Consider the following 17,046-nt stretch of genomic DNA (forward strand, 5'->3'; position numbering starts at 1 on the left):
TGTATGATAGGAAACTTCATTTCTTATCATACAAGAAAGGAACTGGCATTTTTCGCATCTGTGAAAAAATGACAGACATCGACAACGTCAGTTCCTTTCACGGACATTATTGTCCGCTTAAAAATCAATTATTACTGAGCTAAAACCGCATTTGCAAAATTGAATGCTCCGTCCGGTGATACATATACACCTGAAAGATAAGATTTTGTGGAGTAGATGATCTGGTCATTTCCAAGGAATAGCCATACAGCATCATCCCATGCCATCTTCTGTGCTTCGCTGTAATAAGATTTCTGTTCTGCTTCATCTGCCGTCTTCAGGCCTTTGTCCAGAAGCTCATCGAATTCCGGATTGTTGTAATATACTGTATTGGCACTGTTCGGTGGTGCCATTGTACTGTACAGTAAGGACCGGAGTGACCCATCCATGGTGAAGTCAGATGCTGACCAGTTTACATACCACATATTAATTTCAGCATCTTCTTTATCCACATAAATCTTTTCACTGACAGTTGCCGGTTCCATCGGTACTACTTCTACTTCAATGCCAATCTGCTCTAACTGCTGCTGGATAAAGGTCATACCTTTGATTTCCTGGGTGGTGTTGTCCCCCCACAGGGTAAGCTTAAATCCGTCTTCATAGCCGGCTTCTTTCATCAGCTCTTTAGCCTTTTCAACATCATATGTATATTCCTTCTGCTCCTCATATCCGCTAATAATGGACGGTACAACCGAAGTTGCCTTTTTGGCATATCCTGAATACATCAGCTGGACATAAGCGTCCTGATCAATTGCATAGTTCATTGCCTGACGTACTTTTATATCACTTAATTCTTTCAATCCAGTATTTAGAGTTACGTATCTCATAATGTTTGAATCTGCTGTCATAACGTTAATATCATCGGTTCCCTTAATTGCATTAATCTGGTCGGAAGGAGTCGGATAAATAAAATCTGCTTCCCCCGTCTGCAGCATCGCCGTACGGGAACCAGCTTCGGGCACTTCTTTAATCGTTATGGTATCAACGCCTGGTTTCTCACCCCAGTAATCATCATTGCGTTTCATCGCGGTGTGGTCGCCTTCCTCCCACTCCACAATTGTATACGGACCAGTGCCGCATGCATTGTACATAATATCATTTCCGTATTTTTCCAGTGCAGCCGGACTGATTATGCAGAACTGAGTCATTCGGTTGATAAACGGTGACCACTGCTCTGTTAAAGTAAATACCACAGTTTTTTCATCGGTTGCTTTTACACTTTCAATACGCATGGTTTCAGAACCGTCATCTTTAGCAACAACAAATCTTCTTCTCTGTGATAAATTGTTATCTGGATTCATTACCCTTTCATAGTTTGCTTCAACTGCAGCCGCATTAAAGTCGGTGCCGTCATGAAATTTTATTCCCTCCCGAAGATGGAATGTATAGACAAGGGAATCATCTGAAACTTCCCAGCTTTCCGCCAGTCCGCCAGTCAATTCATTCTTTTCATCAAATTTAACCAGAGTTTCATAAACACCGCGGGTTGCAGAGATTGCATTTGTATCCGGAATATTCATGGGATCCATCGAACTGACACTTCCTTCAATCGCAATTACTAAATCATTATCCGCTGACTTGGAGTCGGTATTCGTTGCTTTTACTATGTAACCATCGGCATCAGCACCGCCGGTTGCCTCGGAGCCCTCATTTGCACTGTTCTTTGCTGTCTCGTCTGATGCGTCCTTGTTGTCTGAACTGCTGCCGCAGGCTGCCATAGAAAATACCATCGCTCCTGCCAGAAGGACTCCAAGGATTTTTTGATACTTTTTCATAAATTTCCTCCTTTTTTTCAAAAAACATCATTAATAATAAACAACTCTGTACCTAAAATTAAGTACAAAAAAAGTATTTTCTATTTTTTGCTCCATCGCAATGTTCAAAATTTAAATATCACAAGGACTACTTACGTCCGCGGAAATGAATAATGAATGCCCCTTCGCATACTCATAAAAAATACTTTATTTCTATTGTTTCAGATTATATCAAGCAATTATCGACTTGTCAATTGTTTTTTATTATTTCGTATTGTTTGTTATCAATTTTTGTAAATATCAATTGTCCACCCTTTTTATTTCAAATATGAACCAATTTACAGATTCCTCATATATTATAAGAGATAAAATATCTTACGGGAGGAATTTTATGAAAAAACGGTTACTTGCTGTGCTGCTTACTGTTGTTATGGTTGTGGCACTGCTGTCTGCCTGTACTTCACCAAAAGACAAGAAAGAAGTTTCTGGGAACGCTGTGTCCGAAACACAGAAGGAAATGACAGATATCACATTAAATGAAGTTGCTCATTCGATTTTTTATGCGCCTATGTACGTTGCAATTGAAGAAGGATACTTTGCTGAAGAAGGAATCGAACTCACTCTGATTACTGGATTTGGTGCAGATAAGACAATGACCGCTGTTCTCTCCGGTGAAGCGGACATTGGATTTATGGGCTCTGAAGCGTCTATTTATACTTATAATGAAGGCGCAAATGACTACGTGGTTAACTTCGCCCAATTAACTCAGCGGGCAGGCAATTTCCTTGTTGCACGTGAGGAAATGCCGGACTTCTCATGGGATAATCTCAAGGGCAGTACTGTGCTTGGCGGAAGAAAAGGCGGAATGCCGGAGATGGTGTTTGAGTATATTCTAAAGCAAAACGGAATTGATCCTGCTGCAGATTTGGAAATTAATCAGAGTATTGATTTCGGTTCTACTGCTGCAGCATTTTCAGAAGGGCAGGGGGACTTTACAATAGAATTCCCTTGTGTCAAGTAAAGACTAACAATTTTCTAATTTTATTTATTTGTCTTCCCCACTGCAAAAGCAGGAACCACGCTCCTACGGTAGTTCCTGCTCTCTCTTTTTATAACTTGAAAAACTTATCGTCTTCTCTTAATTCTAATACTTTAGCCTTATCAATATAAACTTGATCTACTTTATCAATTCGCTCTCGCAAAATAGGAATAATATATTGTCCATCAATTCCCTGAGCTATTTCAAAAATAGTTTTCAATTGGTTTATGTGCGTATTTTCCATCTTGTCATGAATCACAAAATGAGGAGCTTTAATATTCATTAATATAGCGTACTGCATATAAGCCAAATCAAAAGCCACAATCACCGCTTTCTTTTTACCTGTCCCGATTTTTCCGCCTATAGAAGCTATGCTGATTGGAAATTTCTTTTCTTCCGCCCAATTCTGATTATAGGCTAATAGATACTTCTCACCATACAATTTTTCGCAATAGTCAGAAAATATTTGATTGAATTTTTTGATCTTCTCTTCTAGGTCTGAGCCGTCCATCTTTGCTTCAACATCTTTTAATTCCTTAAACAGACTGTCTTTATTAGCTTCTTGTTCCTCTAACAATGCTATAGATTGACTAACTTCTCCCTTTTGCTGTGATAATTCCTCGATTTTTTTATTAATAATGTTCAGTTCATCTAGTAACCCTTCGTCAAGTACCTCTAAAGTCACTTTTTCTTTTTCAGAAATCAAGCCATCTAACTGGTCTTTAAAAGTATTCAGTATTAGCTCTTTAGTGCCATACTGTTCTTTTATAAAATCAATCTTATTCTGAATCATTGTGTTGTGAAAATTTAGTAAATCTTCAAATTTTTTTTGTAATTCGGGAATATAAGATTGAGCTTCTAAATAGATATCTTTTAGTATACTTGTATCAATATTGCTCTTTTCTTCATTTAACTGATTAATACTATCTTCTATTGTCGACATTTCAAACTCTATTATCTGCATTTTCTCTTGCAAATCATTAATACGTAAAGTTATCTGCCGCTTAGTATCCAATTCTTCTCTATATTCGTCAATATAAGATAATTTCTTTCGCTTATTTCTATACTCTGTTAAGTCAGTATCTATCAATTCTAAACTCTGTTTTAAAACACTAAGCGAACCAATACTCTTACTTTTTTCCAATGTTGCTATCGCCTTTTGACAATCGCTTATTTTAGAACTTATTTCACTCTTTTGGCTTATAAGTTCTTTCCTATAAAGCTGGAATAGAACACAATATATACTATCATATGTCTCATGCGATGTATTTGGAAGATACTTTATCATACTTTCTTCAGATGATCCTGATAGTCTAATAAATTTAGTGAGTAGTTGGCGAAAAGTCGGATAGGGCTCTGCGATATTAAAAAGTACTTCTTTCAGCTTATCCCAAAATTCTTGTTCTGTCATTGATATTTCATTAATATACTTTTTACCTCTAAGAAACAAATCACGCTTTATAGAGTAACGAATTTCTGTCTTTTCATCCAATAGCAAAAGTTCTGCTTGAACCTTATTTGATGACAGAAATTCTTTCACTTCTTGGTTTTCGCTTCTTGTATCAGAGTCATAATAAAGCTCTCTGACAGATTTCGCTCCCAAACATAAATCGATTATTTTAATTGCCGTAGTTTTTCCGACACTATTGCCACTATCGTTTGCATCATCCGATGTGTTATCTACGATTAAACTTAGCCCTTTTAAATTGAATCGGATGTCTCTGACCACATCTTCTTGTGGCTTCGTTTTTCTTATTATCAATCTTTCAATCAGCATAAATGACCTTCCCTTCCTTCACTTCAATTAGTGACTGTATGTAAAGCCAATCTAATGCATAATAAAGAAAATCAATATGAATATTCTGGTTAGATTTTTCTTGTACTGCTATGTATAATTCATCTAATAGAATATTATTTTTTTTAGATAATATTGCAATAATGACACTTCCTAAATAATACAAAGATAATCCAGGTTCACGTTCAATATTAATAATCATACTGGCTTCTCCAAAATTTTACACTCCATGAAACTATAGCACACAAAACATGCTATTCCTAGTTCCAAATCTTCTACACTAATTTCTTGAACATCTGAGTTCATAACTGCTTCTTTGATTCTTTCTTTTACAGAGTCTATCAACTTGTCCGCATTTGCTCTAACCTTTTCAATATCTGTAGCTTTTTCGGATTTTAATTTAAGTAAAACTTCTCCTTTTTCTGTTAAATACCACGTCTTTATGCATCTCAATATCTTTTTTTTACTTCTTGAATTTGAGTTGTCATATACATTCAACCTATTATCACAAAGCGTATAGTATACTGAATATTCTTTGATAATCTCCTTATACTTTATTACACAATTATACTCTAGCTTTTCATCTGGCTTAAACGGATCAAAATCAAGCTCCGTTTCTGGAATATCAAAATCCGCACATTCCGTACCAAGGTTTTTTATAATAGTTGAAATTAGAGATGGTATTTTTTTTGTTTCATTTAACGTTAAATTAATTATTCCTTCATTCGTACCTACAACAACGCCTTTATTAGTTCCGCTATTATCAACTTCAATTTTATCATGCCTTGTCATTACTAATTTCTCCTGAGTTTAGACCACTGATAATTCCACTATTTGTTCCCGAATTTTGAATATCAATGTCTCCTTTATTGCTTATGTTTCGATTTTTTTCTTTTTTCACTTCCTTGAGAATCTCATTCGCTTCATTCTTTGCTCTAACAGCAATTATCGTTGAAATAACTGTAGCTATCGTTCCTATAATTGTCAACCCCAACATTATATACTCCATCTATATTCACCTCACATATCCTGATATGAAAATAATACCACACTATTATTCAACAGTCTATTATTTCCGACACCTTTCCCGCAAAAACAAAACATATGTTCCCGTTAAAATCAGGCTTTTTGAAAATATATCTTAATTCCTTTTTCATTGTTTAATTATATCAGATATCAAACTTAAAAGACAGTCATAGTATTAAACTCGCCAAAGTCTAGCCGCTTTATTTTGCACTATATGTCTTCAAAAGGATTCTTTAGCTTCCACGCAATCTTTATTTCATTTTTGCCATAGATAAGGAGCTTTTTGATGTACTTATTTACCACCTCTTCTGATAGTTCTGCAATCATTTCATATCGGAACTGTTTTCTTTGCACTTCTAATCCAATCACCTTATCCCCCTGCTCATGCAAAATAGCCAGTTCTTCTTCAACTTCCTGCTTCCGACTATTCATAGCATTCCGTTCCTCGATGAACTCTTCTTTACTCAATTCACCAACTTTGTATTGTTCGTATAAAGTCAAAAACTGTTCTTCTAACTTCTGGCTCTCCTTCTCTAACCTAGCCTTATTCTGTCCTGATGTTTTTTTGCCTTTCCAGTTATACTCTTTCACTTTATCTTCCCCTGTTTTCTTTAGTATTGAAAGATAATCTTGTATCGCCTTTAACACACAGTCCTTCAATTCCTGTTCAGAAAAATGCTCTTCCTGGCATCCCTTTGATAAATCAAATTTAGAATTTTTACAGTAATAATATCTATCTTGCTTCCCTCTGCTTAATGCCAAAGCATGATTGCAATGCCCGCATTTGATAATACCTTTAAATAGATTGTCAGAAGCTCCTGATTTATTTGGATACTTACGATTAATCATAACTTTTTGTGCATCATGAAATGTATCATAACTAACAATCTCTGGATACTTTCCCGGAATCCTGATACATTCCTTCCCATTTTCTCCCTCAACATATTCAATATATGTACCTGTATATCGTTCATCTCTTAGAATCTTTGCCACGCCGGATTGTGTCCAACTATTCTCCTCTTTCTTTGCCATATTCCATTTACATTTTCGATTATATTTATAACTGTACATGGCAGGCGTCATAATTCCTTCTTTGTTTAACCGAACTGCAATTTCTTTTGTCTTTATTCCATTCTCCGCCAATGTGAAAACATATCTAATAATCTGTGCGGCCTTCTCATCAATTTCTAATTCAACCTTACTACCCGCTTTTTTCACAAACCCAAAACGTACCGGCCCACAGGTAAAGCAACCTTCTCTCTTTCTTTGTTCAATTGACTTCCGAGCTTTTTTAGATAAATCTTTACTGTAATAAGTATAGAGCAAGTTCTTGAAGCCAACATCTACCGGATTAGGCTCTGTCTGTAACTTTGTGTCATAATGATCATTTACAGATATAAAGCGGATACCATACATTGGAAATATCTGTTCTAAATAATCTCCCAACTCAATGTAATCCCTACCAAACCGGGAAAAGTCCTTTACAATTATGCAATCAACCTTTTTCTCCAAAATCATCTTATGCAACTTAATAAAATCCGGTCTTTTAAAATTCCTGCCAGTGTACCCATCATCAACAAATACCAATATTTCCATATACTCATGTTCCGGCATTTCTGTAGTGTACTTTAAAAGCTGATCTATTTGATTCTTGATACTTTCGCTCTCATTCACGACTTGTCCAAACTCCGCATCCGCCCTTGAAAGTCTGCAATAAAGGGCTACTAAATATTTCTTTAGCATACGTTCTCTCCCCTTTCCTGCCCTGCAATTTCATACACCTCATCTAAGATGTTTGTAAATGAAAGCGTAATATACACTGTATTCTTCTCTCCAATTTCGATTTTCCCGATAAATAATTGAAGAATATCTCTTGTGAGATGCGGGTTCAGTGAAAACTTTTCCATATCTTGAATCAAATTTCTGGCTCTTTTTTCTATATTTTTATATGTCTCTAATTCTTCCTTCTTACATTGTAATTTAAAATCTATACTTTGCTCTTTTTTTATATATTGGTCCTTGATATATAAATATTCCTCTTTTTCAAGTATCCCCGATGCATAATCCTCATACAAATTATCTTGTTTCTGAATATTTCTAGTTCTATCCAGATCCAGGTTCCTTATATCCCTTTGAAACTCACTAATTGCACGATTATACTCTAAATTATTTGCTAGATTGATAAATAGTTCTTTGTCAGTCAATATGCAGGATATTTGTTTAACTAATATCTTTAAAACCGCTTCGCTCAAGGTTTTCATTCCAAAAGTGATATCCCGACAATAGTCCTTGCTTTCCAATTCCCTCCTTTTACAAACATAATGAATTCCACTACCGTTATACTTTGAAATCATCCTCTGTTTACAATTATGACAATAAAGCAGACCTGTAAAAACGTCCTCTACTTGTATCCTATCTGACCGCCTTTTCTTTGGTTCATCAGGAAAAGTTTTTTGGACCATTTCATAATCGCTCAGTGAGATAATTGCCGCATGAGTATTTTCTTTAACATACCATTGGGCTTCATCTACTCTTTTTATATTTTTCCCCCTACCTTTTATCTTACCCTGAATGAGAAACCCGCAATATACCTTATTAGAAAGTATCCTTCGGATTGTAACCGCAGACCATTTCATATCACTAGCAGCATCCTTTGTTTTTTTTAGTCCTTTTATATGTTGATACTGTTTCGGCGGCATAATCTCCATTTGATTCAGCCGGGTGGCAATCGCTAAGGTAGACAACTGCTCTTCTTTCCTCCATTGAAAAATAAGTTTAATAATCCATGCTACTTCATTGTCTATTAATAATGTATTGCTTTTATCCTTCGCCTTCAAATACCCGTATGGTGCAACTGCCCTCGTATATTCTCCGTCTTTCATCTTTCGTTCCCTTACCACTTTCCCCTTAGCACGAAGATCTTTAATATACATATCATTCATAAGATTTTTAAGTGGAATTAAAATACCATTTTCATCCCGAACAGGTGAATTGCTGTCGTAATTGTCCAGTATTGAAATAACTCTGACTCCCATTTCAGGAAATATCTGTTCCAGATATTCTGATGTTTCCAAAAAATTTCTCCCTAGCCTTGAAAAATCCTTAAAAACAATGCAATCAATCTTCTTAGCCCCCACTGCTTCCATAAGCTCTTTCCACTGTGGTCTCTGAAAATCACTACCTGTGAAGCCATTATCTGAATAGTTTCCCGCAAATTTCATATCACTCTGGGACTTTATATACTCTTCTATCGACTTCCACTGATTTTCAATCGTATCTTCACTGTCATTACCGCTATTCAGGCGAGAAAGACGTGAGTATCCAGCAGTTATATACACTTTATCGACTTTTCTTTCCAGGCTGATATTAACTTGATTCTCCTGCTTTATTAAAAAAGAGTTCTGTATTTTGTCACGCTTGCTTATTCTAGGCATAAACAACTTCCTCCTGCTCTTTACTCAACTTTGCAAAATTTCTCAGCTCTTGCAATTCATCTTTATATTTGAACACTACTTTTATACTCTTATCTTTATAGATATAAATCCAGTCTATTAAATACAACAATACCTTTCTGTCAAGTTCGGTAATATTCTGATATTCTGCAAGATGTTTAAGCCATTCATAAACCTCTTCCATATGTTCTGCATATCCTTTAATCAATTCCTGCATTTTTACTATTTCCATCTGATAACTTGTAATCTTAGATTCATAAACTCCACGTAAGCGGTTATATTCTTGCTGCGACAGTATTTCATCATCATAATCATCCCATAAGCTTTTTTTCCGATCCTTATAATGCTCAATTTCTTTTTCCAAATGTCGGATTTCTTTTTCAAGCCTACAAATAGAATACTCTGCCTTTGCCTCTTTTTCATAGTGTTTCAAAAATATGTTTTTTTCTACCAGTGCAATTACCGTTTTATTAATAATTTCTAATAGTGCTTCACGTAAAATATCTTCACTGATATTGTGAGTGCTACATACAGTTTTATCTGCCTTGTGTGCAGAACAAACATAATATGAATACTTTTTCCCCTGCTTCGGTACTAATTTCCGCACCATGCTCTGACCGCAATCCCCACAACGCAATATTCCGGAGAACAAATATGGTTCCGCCAGACCATTCCCATTCTTCAAATCTATCTCTTCAAACCGTTTAGCATCTCTATATTCCTGGCTGCTGATAATCGCTTCATGTGCTTTTTCAACTCGTGTTCTTTCTTCCTTCTTCTTGTTTAGCCTAATTTGCAGTTTATAGTTGGGAGAGTAGGTTTTCCCCTGTTCTAACACTCCTAAGTATGTTTCATCATCTAATATCCGTCTGACCGTTTTCGACCACCATTTTGGCAATCCAGTGGTCGAAAAGCCACTTTTATATTTAGAACCTTTCTTTTTCTTATAAGACATTGGGGATGGAATTGCCCTTTGATTTAAGATGTTTGCTATTGCATTATCAGAAAGGCCATCCCCTTTTAGTGAATATATCAAACGCACCACCGCCTTTGCCTCTTCATCTATTTCTAGCTTATGCCTATCCTCTTCTGATTTTGTATATCCGTAAGCGGTAAATGCACCAACAAATTCTCCATTTTCCTTTTTTACTCTTAAACTGCTCTTTACTTTCTTTGAAATGTCACCACTATAAGCGTCATTCATCAAATTTTTAAAGGGTACTATTAGTTCATCAGCAGCATCTTTATATTTGCTGTCAAAATCATCATTGATGGCAATGAAGCGTATTCCCATCAGGGGAAATACTCTTTCTATATACCGCCCTACTTCCACGTAATTCCTGCCAAACCTTGACAAGTCTTTTACGATTACACAATTAATTCTCTTAGTTTCAATATCCTTTAATAGACGCAAAAAATCCGGACGCTCAAAATTAGTACCTGTGCAGCCATCATCTACATAGGTATCAATAATTTCAAACTCCGGCTTATCCTTTAGATATTCCTGAATTAACTTTTTCTGATTAGCAATGCTATCGCTTTCTCCTTTGACACCATCATCATCGGATAGACGAGTATACAATGCTGTATAATAGATTTTATAATTATTGTCCATAATACCTGTCACTCCTAATTAAGATTATTAACCTTAACCAGTATGACGAGTTATATGGGGATTTAGTCTATATGCATTGTACCATACTCCACCTTGTTACGTCCACAGATAAGCCTAATAATCCACTAATTTTCATGATTTTTTATTGTTAAAAATTGCTCCATTTTCTCATTTAATGACTGCCCATCATCACTGAATTGCATCTGGATTTTTATGTTTTTATACCTCACACAATATGGATTTTTTACCTGTTGCAGATACATTTCAATTTTCTCCTTTTTATCAAGTTTAGTATCAATTTTAACATCCCTTATATCAACTAACGTATCTATATCAACTGATTGGATATTCATTTGTCTCATTTTTCCCAACTCAGCCCTATTTGCCATCACATCATCCGCCTTTCTCTATTTAATATATTAGCGGTAAATTGTCCACTATTCCAAACAAGGCGGCTGTATGCTCCAAATTATAAGAGATACAACCGCGCTTGAATGCAATGTCTTATATAATTCTCAATTCAAGGCTTATGGCAAGGCAACGATCTACCTGCAACATATCCACTTCATTGAGATGACCGATAAATTCTTTTAACCGTGTCTTATCAATCGTTCGTATCTGCTCTAGTAGAATAAGGGAGTCTTCTTCCAACCCGGCATATGCTTTTACCCTATAATGCGTAGGAAGTTTTGCTTTTAGATTTATCCTACAAGAAATTGCTGCCACAATTACTGTGGGACTATGAATGTTTCCGATGTTATTCTGAATAATGAGAACAGGGCGGATACCGCCTTGTTCTGACCCAATTACTGGATTTAAGTCTACATAATACATCTCGCCTCTGTATACTCTTCTTGCCATGTTTCTACGTCCTCCTTAATGGTTATTAAGTAAACGCCTATTCGTCCTCGACACCCCGGCTTTCATACCTGCCATCTAGCAAATAAAGGGAAATCACCAGACGGCTGACAGCGAATCAGCTCCACGGGAATCACACCCATCCGGGGATCTCCCGGAACTGCCCTCACTTGTTGCGACGCTCTTAACGCTCGACTTTATGACCGGACAGGAGTATCATTATGCCTGTTGTCTGTTATCGCCTTATCGGGTGCAATCCGATATTTATGGCCAGATAATCTCGCTCCTCAAATGAAGTGCTTCAGCCGCAAACCAATCTTCTCTTTTTAGTATTTCGCTGCCTGCATTTCATTCATCTCATGACGTATCTGCTAACGTGGCTTACGCTCATCACGATAACAACAGGAATGTGCCTGGTGAATTTGTATGAAATTTTCAAGGTGCACCCATTCCCCGCACAATGGAAAACAGGTGAGAGTTTGTTCCTCTCACCTGTTTCCTCACTCACAAGCAGTTTTTCAACCACCTATTTTAAAAATTGTTTTAATTTTTTCTCCGCTGCTGATACAGACTTTGCAATTGCCTGAAGAGAACAATGTTCCTTCTTAGCAATCTGTTCATATGTCATTTCTTCAAAGTAATACAAATACAATCTTCGCTGCTGTATTTCTGGCAATTTTTTAATTGCCTTATGTAATCTTGCTATTTGAAGCTTTTTTAGTACAATTTCCTCCACACTATCTGCCTCTTGAATTGCCCTTATATTTAATGTAGATTCCCATATTTCGGACTGCTCAATATGCCTATCTACTACATTGAGAAAGACTAAATCATCCAATTCAAAAGAATTGAAAGCCTTGTATAAATTACTGGTAATTTCCAACTGATGTTTAATACCTTGAGCATCTTCGAATGAAATATAGTAGTGCTCGTCCTTTTCATATATATTATAAGGATTATATTTGTCCTTTCTTCTTTTTGGGTGATTACCCTCCATTTTCTTTCCTCCAATCTGATTTTTTCTAAAAATCCAAATTGGTTGGTGGAGAACGCTCGCCCCTATATGACAAATATTTTATTTTAGTTACAGGAAGAATTTGTATCCGTATGTTTGATGATTTTACAAGGCCTATATATATTACAGGTGGAAATATGTAAAAGTTTGTCGAATAAAAAAATGCCGCAGTTCTCGTTAAAACTGCGGCAAATATATATGGACTCTTTTTCATTTTTATCTGATATGTACTTATTTTGTTTCCTATGTAAAACTACTCCTCCCGGCCAGAAGATTACATCTGCATAAAACTACAATATTCCTCTCTTAACGGTAGGGGAGATATACTATATTAATATTGGGATTTACCTAATATCTCATTTATTATTGGTAACCGTCAAATAGGTTCTTTCCGAACTTGGTTGATTTCATCAAGAGAAAGCGTTATAATTTAATTCAGGTGGTGATATTATTATGGAAAATGCGATGGTTAAATTATTAGACTCTGATCTTGAATGTATGGATTGTAAAATTAAAAAAGACCGAATAATTCTAGCGGTATCTTCTTCAAAAACAACTGTTCCCTGCCCATATTGTGGACAAGCTTCGTCCAAAATCCATTCCGTATATCAGCGTGAAATTCAAGATATACCTATGCATGATAAGCAAACTATTTTGCTGCTAAACACAAGAAAGATGTTCTGCACTAACTCTGATTGTGCTTATAAAACTTTCACAGAAAGATTTCGTTTTGTAGAATCCCATGGAAAGAAGACAAAACGGCTCATAGAAAAAGTGCTCATGACGTCCACAAAGTTAAGTTCTGTCACAGCATCCATTTTATTGAAAGCTGATTCTATAAAGGCATCTAAAAGCAGCATTTGTGATCTGCTTAAAAAAAATGCCGATGATTGTGGATAAAGCACTTATAACAAAGGTTTGTGTGGATGATTTTGCTTTTCGAAAACGATATTCCTATGGCTCTGTTATGGTTGATATTGAAACACATAGAATTCTTGATATTATTGATTCAAGAGAGACAAAGCAGGTAGAAAAATGGCTGGGTTCTTACCCTAATCTTCAAGTAGTATCACGGGATGGGGCCAGGACCTATTCTTCAGCAACTTCACACTCCCATCCGGACGCACTACAGGTAAGTGACCGCTTTCATCTGCTGAAAAATCTTTCCGAAGCTGCCGAGAAATACATGCGCCGGCTGTTCCCTTCGCGGTTAGTAATACCCGCAACCAGTAAATCACAAAGTGCAGAAATGCAGGCACTATATAATACCCGGAATCGCTCTGAAAGGATTCTATTTGCACAGCAAAAGCGCAAGGAAGGATATACCATAAATGACATTGCTTTGTTGTTACATTCGTCAGTTACCACAATCTCAAAATATCTTTCCATTCCAGAAGCTGAAATTCCCAAAGCAAAAGGAAATGCACGAGAAATCCAGCATATTCAGCAAATGGAGAAGAAGAAAATGGCAATTCAAGAGGTACGGACATGGTACCATCTTGGACATTCCGTTGATGAAATTACACGTTTAACTGGTCATACCTTGCTAACGGTAAACAATTATCTAAAAGATAACTGTTCCCTCAGTAATGGACATTATGATGACAAGTCCACCTTGGAAAGCTTGCTCCTTATGAGCAGGAAGTAGTTGAGATGCGATCCAATGGAATCACCTATGCAAAAATTCATGAGCATATCTGCCGGAAAGGATATACTGGTACCGTTGCTTCTCTTCGCGTATTTATGCAAAAGGAGCGGACACATAAACGCACAATTGCGAGTCAGGAGTCGGAACCGGTAGAGTACATACCACGTAAATTCATGTGTCAATTAATCTACCGAGAGTTGGAAAATATAAAAGGCCTGACCAAGGAACAGTACGATGCAGCGGTAAAAAAGTATCCAGAACTTGGTCAATTGTATACTGTTCTAAAAGAATTCCATCGAATCGTTTTTTCTGGTAAAAGCGAAGAGTTGGAACAATGGATGGAAACAGCATCTGCTCTAAAACTGGATGAATTGGACAGCTACATATCGGGGCTAAAAAATGATTTACAAGCAGTTAAAAACGGAATTGTATATGAATATAATAACGGTTTGGCTGAAGGTAGTGTTAACAAAATAAAATTGATAAAACGGATTATGTATGGCCGGAACAGTTTTAAGTTATTAAAAGCCAAGATTTTATTGAATGAATATTATTATCAAATCACCTAAGTTTGGAAAGAACCGTCAAATAAAATAGTGAATGTGAAAACAGCCTTTTCCCTGATACTATCAGAAAAATGACTCTTGGCAGATTTTCTGTATGAATTGATTCCAGAGCATGTAATCTTCCAGATATCTTGGAAACTCCATAAAGGCGCTGCCAGGGATGTCAATTAAGATGAACTGGATATACCGATTCAGATTTATGCCATTTACCTTGTCCATTTCAATCAGGGTATAGATTCCAGCACTCGCAGTAACACCCCTTGGACTCCCAGAGAACAACAAATTCTTTCGCCCTATAGTAAACGGGCAAATACTGTTTTGGGCGAGATTATTCGAAATCGCACAGTTGCCATCTAAAAGATAATTCATCAGTCCTTCTCTCTGGTTAAAAGCATAGGTAAATACAGCTCCCAGCTTTGACTTGGGGAGGATTCCCGCAGAAGCCTTTTCTGCCCATGACCAAAAGGCTTCTAATACAGGTTTTTCTCCAGCTCAAACAGTTTATTCAACAGAAGCATCTGGTAATCAGCAACCTTTTCGTATCCTCTATAGGTATCAGTATGTATAAATACTTGATAGGAGGCCAAGAACTCCTGAGGATATTTTCCGTCTCTGCCAGATTGGTATTCAAAAAGGTGGATTGGATGGGGGCTTCCTTGATGGAACTATAAACCCACATATAAGAGTCTGTTGTATTTTTTCGTCCCGGTTCTTTCAGCACATGGAGAAGTGTTTCATCAACGTGCAAGTAGTGCTGTAAAAGGAGTTTCTGCTTTAAAAGCGCTACAACTGGGGATAACCAATCACGGTGACTACTTATAATCCAGTTAGCCGTGGTACCCCAAGGTTCTCCCATTCCTTTTTCTGGCGATATAATTAAACTGCCAATTCATATTTTTGATGAATGCCCCATCCAACGGATGACGGGACGCATAGGAATGCTGTATCACCGGATAAGACATGGGAAATTTCTTCATATATGGTCCACCATTCTTGCGGCAAGTCCGGCATTCAAAGGTTTCACGGTAATAATCAACTACTCTAATCCTGGCTGGAATAAACTCAATCTCTGTACCAACGAATTCTTTACCAACAGATTGCAAAGAGTTATTACAGCTTTCTCAGAAACGATCCTCCTCCGCGAGGGTACACAGTTTCTTATCATGGGGAATATCTTTCAATAATTCCTTCCGTTGTTCCTTGAACTGCCGGCGTCGGTATGAATCCACATCTTTCATATCTAAATCAGCCGCTTTTGGGGGGAAGAAACTTCGGCTTCATCAAAAATAGACATCTGTCCCTCGATACCAAGAGATGATGTCTGTTCGGAAGAACGTCCAAAAAGTTTATGGGTCAGATAATCAACCTTTTCCTGGAGGAGCCAGTTCTGATCTTCTAAATCTTTCACCTTGTTTTGAAGCTGTCCTTTTCCTCTTCTGCCGCTGTAGGGCCACAATAGGAACAAGGGATCGCTTGGGAGGGCACGGGATTTCTTCTTTTATACAAGCTGTTGGAGGATGATTCCTTCAGCTGGCCACGCACTCCCCAAGATGCAGAAGAATTATCACGGGAGTAGTACCTGATGCTGATGCAGGGACCAAATTCTATAGAGCCAAAAATCAAGGAAGTTACACCTACAAGGGTTCTTTGAAACTTTGTTTTGTACAAAACAGGGAAATTTAATTGTCTCCATTTTCTATATGTATTCGATAACATACCAAAAGCAAATATGCCGTAAAACTGCCGTTTTTTCAATATGACTACCTGCCGCAACGGCACATTTGAACATTGAAAACTCTACATAATGACGGATTCCAAAAAGTACTGAAAGTGGCATGCTAGGATTTTGCGGTATAATGAAGCCATACAAAGGATAGTCGACTATGGCGAATAAATATACCGTTAAAGAATTGAATCAATGATGTTTTCAATGCTTCTCTTAACGGTCATAAATGCCTGGAAGCATTTGAAATCACCAGACCTTTAAGCTATAAAGGATGTCCATACGACAATGCGGTAGCAGAAGCAACTTTTAAAAGCATCAATACAGAATTCGTAAAAATCAAACTTTTGCAAATCTAAAGACATTAAAACTGCAACTTACTAATTATGTGAATTGGTTCAACAATCACAGAATTCATTCCTCACATGGTTACTTAACTCCAGATGAGTACGGGATGAATAACCTAAAAAATTGTTTAGTTTACTGTTGACAATTCAATTTGTAAATGATTAGGTG

Annotated in this window: 15 protein-coding genes and 3 pseudogenes; 6 read left to right on the plus strand and 12 right to left on the minus strand. The window is 36.7% G+C overall.

The window, feature by feature from the left end; all coding sequences use genetic code 11:
* Nucleotides 1–131: 131 nt before the first annotated feature.
* Nucleotides 132–1,814, minus strand: coding sequence for a glutathione ABC transporter substrate-binding protein (locus tag A8805_RS17710; RefSeq protein WP_109713636.1), 1,683 nt, complete (start codon nt 1,812–1,814; stop codon nt 132–134).
* Nucleotides 1,815–2,184: 370 nt separating this feature from the next.
* Between A8805_RS17710 and A8805_RS17715 the strand changes: the two are divergent.
* Nucleotides 2,185–2,799 (plus strand): annotated as a pseudogene (locus A8805_RS17715) (ABC transporter substrate-binding protein); the annotation flags it as partial.
* 103 nt (nt 2,800–2,902) lie between these two features.
* Here the strand turns inward: A8805_RS17715 and A8805_RS17720 are convergent.
* From A8805_RS17720 to A8805_RS17765, 10 genes are all read right to left on the minus strand, one after another.
* On the minus strand, nt 2,903–4,609 hold the full coding sequence (locus A8805_RS17720; RefSeq protein WP_109713640.1) for a DUF2326 domain-containing protein: 1,707 nt from the start codon (nt 4,607–4,609) through the stop codon (nt 2,903–2,905).
* Nucleotides 4,599–4,829: an ABC-three component system middle component 6 gene (locus tag A8805_RS17725; protein WP_109713642.1), complete on the minus strand. Its 231-nt coding sequence runs from the start codon at nt 4,827–4,829 to the stop codon at nt 4,599–4,601. Before A8805_RS17725 ends, A8805_RS17720 begins: the two co-directional genes overlap by 11 nt.
* Nucleotides 4,826–5,419, minus strand: a complete 594-nt coding sequence (locus A8805_RS17730) for a hypothetical protein (RefSeq protein WP_109713644.1) — start codon at nt 5,417–5,419, stop codon at nt 4,826–4,828. The genes A8805_RS17725 and A8805_RS17730 overlap by 4 nt, the downstream gene beginning before the upstream one ends.
* On the minus strand, nt 5,406–5,636 hold the full coding sequence (locus A8805_RS17735) for a hypothetical protein (RefSeq protein ID WP_109713646.1): 231 nt from the start codon (nt 5,634–5,636) through the stop codon (nt 5,406–5,408). Before A8805_RS17735 ends, A8805_RS17730 begins: the two co-directional genes overlap by 14 nt.
* A 227-nt stretch (nt 5,637–5,863) precedes the next feature.
* On the minus strand, nt 5,864–7,396 hold the full coding sequence (locus A8805_RS17740; protein WP_109713648.1) for a recombinase family protein: 1,533 nt from the start codon (nt 7,394–7,396) through the stop codon (nt 5,864–5,866).
* Nucleotides 7,390–9,087 carry a recombinase family protein gene (locus tag A8805_RS17745; protein ID WP_109713649.1) on the minus strand — a complete coding sequence of 566 codons (1,698 nt, stop codon included), beginning with the start codon at nt 9,085–9,087 and terminating at the stop codon, nt 7,390–7,392. Before A8805_RS17745 ends, A8805_RS17740 begins: the two co-directional genes overlap by 7 nt.
* Entirely contained in the window at nt 9,080–10,720 is a 1,641-nt protein-coding gene (locus A8805_RS17750; protein ID WP_109713651.1) for a recombinase family protein, read from the minus strand. Before A8805_RS17750 ends, A8805_RS17745 begins: the two co-directional genes overlap by 8 nt.
* 125 nt (nt 10,721–10,845) lie before the next feature.
* Nucleotides 10,846–11,109 carry a DUF6870 family protein gene (locus A8805_RS17755; protein ID WP_109713653.1) on the minus strand — a complete coding sequence of 88 codons (264 nt, stop codon included), beginning with the start codon at nt 11,107–11,109 and terminating at the stop codon, nt 10,846–10,848.
* Between the two features lie 115 nt (nt 11,110–11,224).
* Nucleotides 11,225–11,581: a type II toxin-antitoxin system PemK/MazF family toxin gene (locus A8805_RS17760; protein WP_109713655.1), complete on the minus strand. Its 357-nt coding sequence runs from the start codon at nt 11,579–11,581 to the stop codon at nt 11,225–11,227.
* A gap of 523 nt (nt 11,582–12,104) precedes the next feature.
* Entirely contained in the window at nt 12,105–12,575 is a 471-nt protein-coding gene (locus tag A8805_RS17765; RefSeq protein ID WP_109713657.1) for an RNA polymerase sigma factor, read from the minus strand.
* A 471-nt stretch (nt 12,576–13,046) separates the two neighbouring features.
* Between A8805_RS17765 and A8805_RS22640 the strand changes: the two genes are divergently transcribed.
* Genes A8805_RS22640 through A8805_RS22650 form a run of 3 tightly spaced genes read left to right on the plus strand, consistent with a single transcriptional unit; the run spans nt 13,047 to nt 14,810 of the window.
* Complete coding sequence (locus A8805_RS22640; protein ID WP_242992463.1) at nt 13,047–13,493, plus strand: transposase family protein; 447 nt, start codon at nt 13,047–13,049, stop codon at nt 13,491–13,493.
* On the plus strand, nt 13,480–14,241 hold the full coding sequence (locus A8805_RS22645) for a transposase (RefSeq protein ID WP_242992464.1): 762 nt from the start codon (nt 13,480–13,482) through the stop codon (nt 14,239–14,241). Before A8805_RS22640 ends, A8805_RS22645 begins: the two co-directional genes overlap by 14 nt.
* A 5-nt stretch (nt 14,242–14,246) precedes the next feature.
* Nucleotides 14,247–14,810 carry a transposase gene (locus A8805_RS22650; protein WP_242992466.1) on the plus strand — a complete coding sequence of 188 codons (564 nt, stop codon included), beginning with the start codon at nt 14,247–14,249 and terminating at the stop codon, nt 14,808–14,810.
* Between the two features lie 60 nt (nt 14,811–14,870).
* Here the strand turns inward: A8805_RS22650 and A8805_RS17775 are convergent.
* A pseudogene (locus A8805_RS17775) lies at nt 14,871–16,263 on the minus strand (IS66 family transposase).
* Nucleotides 16,264–16,275: 12 nt separating this feature from the next.
* Here A8805_RS17775 and tnpB point away from each other — a divergent pair.
* The gene (gene tnpB, locus A8805_RS23165) at nt 16,276–16,383 is read left to right on the plus strand and encodes an IS66 family insertion sequence element accessory protein TnpB (RefSeq protein WP_109713678.1); all 108 of its coding nucleotides are present in this window, start codon (nt 16,276–16,278) and stop codon (nt 16,381–16,383) included.
* 380 nt (nt 16,384–16,763) lie between these two features.
* Nucleotides 16,764–17,020 (plus strand): annotated as a pseudogene (locus A8805_RS22655) (IS3 family transposase); the annotation flags it as partial.
* Between the last annotated feature and the right edge of the window lie 26 nt (nt 17,021–17,046).

The sequence above is a fragment of the Faecalicatena contorta genome (assembly GCF_003149105.1).
In the GTDB taxonomy this organism is placed as follows: Bacteria; Bacillota; Clostridia; order Lachnospirales; family Lachnospiraceae; genus Muricomes; species Muricomes contortus_C.